We start from the raw sequence: 5,936 nt of genomic DNA on the forward strand, positions 1-5,936 counted from the left end.
TCCGGGGGCTCGGGGCGGTAGCGGCGGGCCGCGTCCTCCAACAGCGCCAGTTTGGCCTCGATCCGAGCCCGGTCGCTGTTCCCGGGCTCGGTGGGCGGGCGGACCTCGGACGGCCGGTCGCCGGTGGTGTCCGCTGGCGTAGCCGCGCCGCCGCCGGAACGGGCGAGCGCCGCCCTGTCGAGAAGGTCCAGCTTGGCGTCGATGCTGGAGGTGTTCCGGCTGGGAGCATCCCGGCCGGCCGGTCGCTCCTGATGGCGGGGCTCGGGTGAGTCGCCCGGGGAGGCGGCGCGGTCCAGCAGGTCGAGCTTTCTGTCGATCTCGGTGACCCGCGACTGCTCCGGGACCGGCCCACCACCTGCGTCGGGTCGTTCCGGGGCGGTTTCGAGGCCACGGAACTCGGCCGGAGTCACTGCGGCGACCTGGCCGGAGACCGGCGAACAGCCATGGACGCTCCCGGGGCAGAAGAGAGCCATTCTCGTGACCGGGCCAACGGTACCGTATTCAGAAGCGCCTGGCACTTGTACGGCGTCCTGGCGCGGAGAAGCGAGCCGGGCGAGATTGCCGCCTGTAATCACCTCCGGCAATCGGGGAACGTATTTCTCCACGGTCCACGTGAGCCGGCGCCGCGCGAAACAGATCGGTTCGCGCGCCTTCACGCTCGCGCCCTATCCTGTCCTGTCGCTCGATGTGGCCTGCTCACAGCATCATCGATCTTCGGCAGCCGGCAGGCTCGCCGGGGGCGACGGGCGCTCGGTGCGCGAGGCGTGTGGACGGCGGCAGCGGGAGACGGACGGCTCGATACCTCTCCGGACGGCCTGGCTGGCTCACCAGAATGATCACTCTGGGTAGTTGAAGTTTCGTTCGTTATGAGTGCTTCGTCGTTGTCTGATGACCTGATGAATAATTGCTCTCGATCAGATCCTGCGGGTGGATCGCGTCGGGGGCGGGTGCATGGCGGATCAGCTAGAGATCATCGGTGGGCTGCTGTACCGGGTTATGCGGATCTTGGCGGAGGTCGGCGAGGCGTCTCCGGACGAGCTGTGGATGCGGATGCGTGCGTCCGATGCTGGCGCCGATCCCGGATGGCGGCGCGGATCAGGTGACGACCCGCGGAGCGCCGTCGCAAGGAAACTCGTCCTGCGGGGCGCTGTCTACCTGGCCAGGGCCGGTCATCTGAGTGAGAGTAACCGCCGGTGGCAGGCCACCGGAATCGGCCGGGATGCGTTGCGGGCGTTCCCGGACCAGGCCGCGTGGTGGCGTGATGTCACGGAGCACAACACTTACTGGCGGGAACACCGGAGCAGCCTCGGCCTGGTGGACGACGTCCTCGCGGTGCTGCCCGAGCAGACCTGGGTCAGCGTCACGGATCTCTCGACGGTGGCCGATCTGACGGTCGACGGCCTCGTCCGCCATCTGTGCGGCTTCCGCCCCGAGGGCTGGTCGCGCGTGCTCGACCCGGCGGGCCGGCCGCCGCGCGAGGCCCTCTTCACCGAGGACGAGTATCGCGACTGGCTGGACTGGTTCGAGGTCGAGGTCGGCGACCTGACGGCGGGGCGGGCGGCCGGCGAGCTGCGGCTGCCGCTCGACGACCTCCGCATGCTCGTCGAGTCCATCGCGCCGGAGCGGATCCCTCGCCGGGCCTGGCTGGTACGCGGCGCGGACCGGCGTGGCCGTTCGCTGGCGCGGGATCTCTGGCTGGCCGACGAGGTCTGTTCCCTGCCCGGTGACCGGCTGGAGGTGCGGCCCGGGGTCGACCGGGAACAGGTGCGCCGGGCGGTCGACCGCGAACACGCCTCGCTCACCTCGGCCCGGCGCGGCCGGCTCACCAGCGAGTACCACGCCTTCCTGAGCCGGATGCGGGAGAACGACCTCGTCGTCGTGAACGACCGTGACCAGTACTACGTCGGGGAGATCCTCGGACCGCCGGTGTTCGTCGCGAGCGTCGGGGGCGTCGCGGACCTGCAACGGCCGGTCCACTGGCGCAACGCCGACGAGCCGGTGAACTACCTCGATCTGCCCGATCGGGTGGCGGCCCTGCTCGGCAACGCGGAAGCGCGCATCGTCGATCTTTCCGATTTCGTCGCCGACCTCGACGCCCTGGTGCCCGGGCCCGCGCCGGTGACATCGATCGCGACGACGGGGGCCGTCCCCCAGAGCGCCGACGCCGACCTCGCCGGGCAGGTCCTCGCCGGGCAGGTCCTCGGCGGGGACGATCTGCGCGAGGTCACGGACGAGTTCGCGGACGGCCTCTTTTACCGCCGGGACTGGTTGCGCAGGTGCGTCGAGCTTCTGCGGGACCGGCCGCAGCTCATCTTCTACGGCCCGCCCGGCACCGGCAAGACGTACCTCGCCCGGCACCTGGCCTGGCATCTCGCCGACGATCGGCGCGAGAACGTCACCCTCGTCCAGTTCCATCCGTCCTATATGTACGAGGACTTCTTCCAGGGTTTCCGCCCGGTGCAGGTGAAGGGTGGCGACGGTGACGCGGCCACCACCAACCGGATGTCCTTCGAGCTCGTGGACGGTCCGCTGCGCCGGCTCGCCACCGCCGCCGAGCTCAATCCCCGCCAGGCGTTCTTCCTGATCATCGATGAGATCAACCGGGGTGACCTGGCCAGGATCTTCGGTGAGCTGTACTTCCTGCTGGAATACCGCGGGGAGGCCGTCACCACCCAGTACGCCTCCGCGGACACGCGCGACTTCCAACTACCGAAGAACCTGTTCATCATCGGCACGATGAACAGCGCGGACCGTTCGATCGCCGCCTTCGACCAGGCGCTGCGCCGGCGGTTCACCTTCGTCGGGCTCCATCCGGACGTCGAGCCGACCGCGTCCGTGCTGCGCCGCTGGCTCGCGGCACGCGACCTGCCCGACGAGGCGGCCCGCCTGCTCGGCGAGCTGAACCGCCGCATCGACGACCCGGACGCCCGCGTCGGCCCGTCCTATCTGATGCGCGACCGCGTCCACCAGAGTGCCGACGGCCTCGACCGGGTGTGGGAACATCAGATCCTGCCGCTGCTGGCCGAACATCACGTCGGCGAGACCATCGACCTCGCCGCCCGGTACGGCCTACCGGCGCTGCGGCAGTCCCTCGGCCCCGCGGCAGGCTGATGCCATGCTTGCACCGGTGGAGCTGACCGAGGGCGCCGGGTGGCAGCGGCGGAAGCTGAGCCCGGGCCAGGCCGATGCGCTCGAGGCCAGCGAGGTGGCGCAGGTGCGGCAACGGCGTGCCGACGGTACCTGCGAGGTCAAGGACAACGCCCTGGTCGGCACCGTGCGCCTCGGGTCGGGCGAGGAGGCGTTCGAGGTTCGCATCCGACCCAAGGTCACCATCCGCCGTCTGCTGTTTCTGCTTGGCTACGCGCAGGATCGCGGCAGGTGGTTCGAGGACGAGGTCCAGGCGGCGGAGGAACCGGATCTTCTGCCCGCGGTCGCCGTGGCGTTCGCCCGAACCGCCTCGCGGGCGCTCGCGCACGGGGTGCCGCGAGGCTATCGGCAGGTGGATGCGGCGCTTCCCGTCCTTCGCGGCCGGCTGCGCGAGTCCGCGCAGCTCCGGCAACGGTCCGGGGTGATGTTCCCCCTCGAGGTGCGCTATGACGAGCGCACCGTCGACACCGCCGAGAACCGGTTGCTGCTCGCAGCCACCCGCTCGCTGCTCGCCCTGGCCGGGGTGGCACCGGCCACCGCCCAGGAGCTGCGCCGTATCGCCGCCGCCCTGGCCGGGGTGGCCGAGCCGGCGCACGGCCCCGTCGAGCCGCCGGACTGGGTGCCAACCCGGGTGAACGCGCCCTACCAGGCGGCGCTCCGGCTCGCCGAGACGGTCTTGCGCTCGTCTTCCTTCGAACGGGAAGACGGGGAGACGCTCCGGGTGGACGGCTTCGTGGTGAAGATGTGGGAGGTCTTCGAGGACTTCGTGACCCACGCCGTCGACGAGGTCCTCACCCGTCGCGGCGGTGAGGTCCGCCTGCAGGACCGCACCCACCACCTCGACGAGGACCGGACGCTGGAGATGTGCCCCGATCTCGTGCTGTACCGGCCGGAGGGCCCGGGCGGGCGGATGATCCCGGCGGTTGTCCTCGACGCGAAGTACCGGCTCGCGATCCGACAGGGCGCGCGCGCACACGTGTACCACCAGATGATCGCCTACTGTGCCCGGCTCGGCGCCCGGCAGGGACGGCTCGTCTACGCTGGCTCGGAGCGGGCCGACGGCCAGCCCGGCGGTCGTGGCGACGTCGTCCGGCGCCGGATCGGGGGTCCCGCGCCCATCGAGCTCGTGACGTACGTGCTCGACCTGAGGCTCCCCCTGGCCGAGTTACGGGCCAGGATCGAGCGGATCGCCGACGACATGATCCCCCCGTCCGTCTGACGGAGCTCTCCGATCCCGCGGACCGGCCGGATCCGTCCCCGTTCCCATCCCCGGCCCATGGCGCGGCCACCTTGGTGGCGCTGGTCAGGATGGCCGGAGGCGGTGCTTTAGGCCGGCGCGGATCCCCGGCCACTCGTCTCTCAGGGTCGTAGAATCGTCGTCGTGAGCCTCACGCTTGATCTTCCTGACGAGGTGGTCCGGCGCCTGACCGCCGAGGTCGAGCGGCGTGGTGTGAGCCTCGTCGAGGTCATCGCGGACCTCGCGGCCCACCTTCCCCCGGCCGCGCCGCAGTCACGTCGCAGGCTGGCGTTCGTGGGGGCGGGTGCGTCGGCCGAGGGCATCACCGCACGCATCGACGACCTTCTGGCGGACGGCTTCGGCCGGGACTGACCCCGGGTGCTCCTCGTCGACACCGGAGTGATCGTCGCTGCCACTGACCGCAGCGATCCTCACCATGTGGCGTGCGCACATCTTCTGGAGGAGACCGAGGGGGCGCTGGTCACCTCTCCTCTCGTGATCGCGGAAGCCGCCTATCTTATCAACCGGGAACTGGGCGCTACGGCGGAACTGGCTCTTTACACGTCGATCATCGACGATGCGCTCATTGTGGAGACGTTGACGTATGCGGACTGGTCCCGAGTGCGGGAACTGGCCGGTCGATATCGGGATCTCCCGCTCGGTGGCACCGATGCGAGCCTCATCGCGCTCGCCGAACGATTGGACACACCACGTGTTGCCACGCTCGACCACCGTCATTGCGGCGATCTTCTCGGCCGTGCCCGGTGGCGCCAGCCCCATTACCTCGGACGTAATTGATTCGACGGTCGGGGGTGCGGAAGCCTGCGGGCCACGGGTAGCCATCCCAGAATCATCATCACGGTGATGGCGGGCAGAGCAGGAGAGCAGCACGAATGACCTCTGAAGCAGATCCCCACCACCTCACCGTCGAGGTCGGCGAACGACCGCCTTCGGCAGAGACCGCTCCCCCTCGGCGGGCGCCCTTGTCGTGGTGCTGGTGGGGACCTTCATCACCGTTCTCGACGGACGTGACCGTCTCCGAGCTGGCGGTGGAGACGTTCCTCCCCGCCGACCCGGAGATGGCCGACGCACTTCAGGCGACTACGGGCAGGGCGCCGGTAGATCATGAAGCGTCCCCGGGCTCACTCGACCAGCCGGCAGCCCTTCTACCAGAGCTGGCGCACCGACCGGTTGAGACCGCCTCCCTTTTCGGGAAGTAGCGTGCTTTCGGCGCCGAAATTGCCATCGCCCATGGTGGATGTGACGACGGCCATGCCTGTCCGGCCGCCCTGTTCGGCGCCGGGGCTCCGACAGCCGTCGGCGACCTGCCGCCCCGCTTCCCGATCGTCGGCGGGCACGAGGGCGCGGGCATCATCGAGGAGGCCGGCCCCAACGTCACTAACACCGTGCAGGCGGCCGCACCGCACCCCGCCTACCAAGCACATGAAAGACCGATTTTCGGGAGAAAAATACTGGATATTGCTTTCTCTACAATTTTTGCCCTCTCCGGCGAGCAGGGCTAAGCGGATTATGATTCCGAGCTCATGCCCCA

6 protein-coding genes are annotated in these 5,936 nt (G+C 69.6%); 4 read left to right on the forward strand and 2 right to left on the reverse strand.

The features are described 5' to 3' along the window. On the reverse strand, positions 1 to 410 hold a 410-nt coding region (locus tag AC08OP_RS19335), incomplete at its 3' end, for a hypothetical protein (RefSeq protein ID WP_476615475.1). 541 nt (positions 411 to 951) lie between these two features. Here AC08OP_RS19335 and AC08OP_RS19340 point away from each other — a divergent pair. The 4 genes from AC08OP_RS19340 to AC08OP_RS19355 all read left to right on the forward strand — a co-directional run bounded on the left by AC08OP_RS19340 (position 952) and on the right by AC08OP_RS19355 (position 5,182). Further along, positions 952 to 3,111, forward strand: a complete 2,160-nt coding sequence (locus AC08OP_RS19340; RefSeq protein WP_476615476.1) for an McrB family protein — start codon at positions 952 to 954, stop codon at positions 3,109 to 3,111. Between the two features lie 4 nt (positions 3,112 to 3,115). Continuing rightward, the gene (locus AC08OP_RS19345; protein ID WP_476615477.1) at positions 3,116 to 4,366 is read left to right on the forward strand and encodes an McrC family protein; all 1,251 of its coding nucleotides are present in this window, start codon (positions 3,116 to 3,118) and stop codon (positions 4,364 to 4,366) included. 162 nt (positions 4,367 to 4,528) lie between these two features. Then, positions 4,529 to 4,756 (forward strand): hypothetical protein, encoded by a 228-nt coding sequence (locus tag AC08OP_RS19350; protein WP_476615478.1) that lies wholly within the window; start codon positions 4,529 to 4,531, stop codon positions 4,754 to 4,756. A 6-nt stretch (positions 4,757 to 4,762) separates the two neighbouring features. Then, positions 4,763 to 5,182 (forward strand): type II toxin-antitoxin system VapC family toxin, encoded by a 420-nt coding sequence (locus AC08OP_RS19355; protein ID WP_476615479.1) that lies wholly within the window; start codon positions 4,763 to 4,765, stop codon positions 5,180 to 5,182. Positions 5,183 to 5,550: 368 nt separating this feature from the next. On the opposite strand, the gene AC08OP_RS19360 is transcribed toward AC08OP_RS19355, so the two are convergent. After that, positions 5,551 to 5,936 (reverse strand): hypothetical protein (locus tag AC08OP_RS19360; protein ID WP_476615480.1); only part of this gene is annotated, 386 nt, incomplete at its 5' end.

The organism is Frankia sp. CeRuru1 (assembly GCF_977966315.1).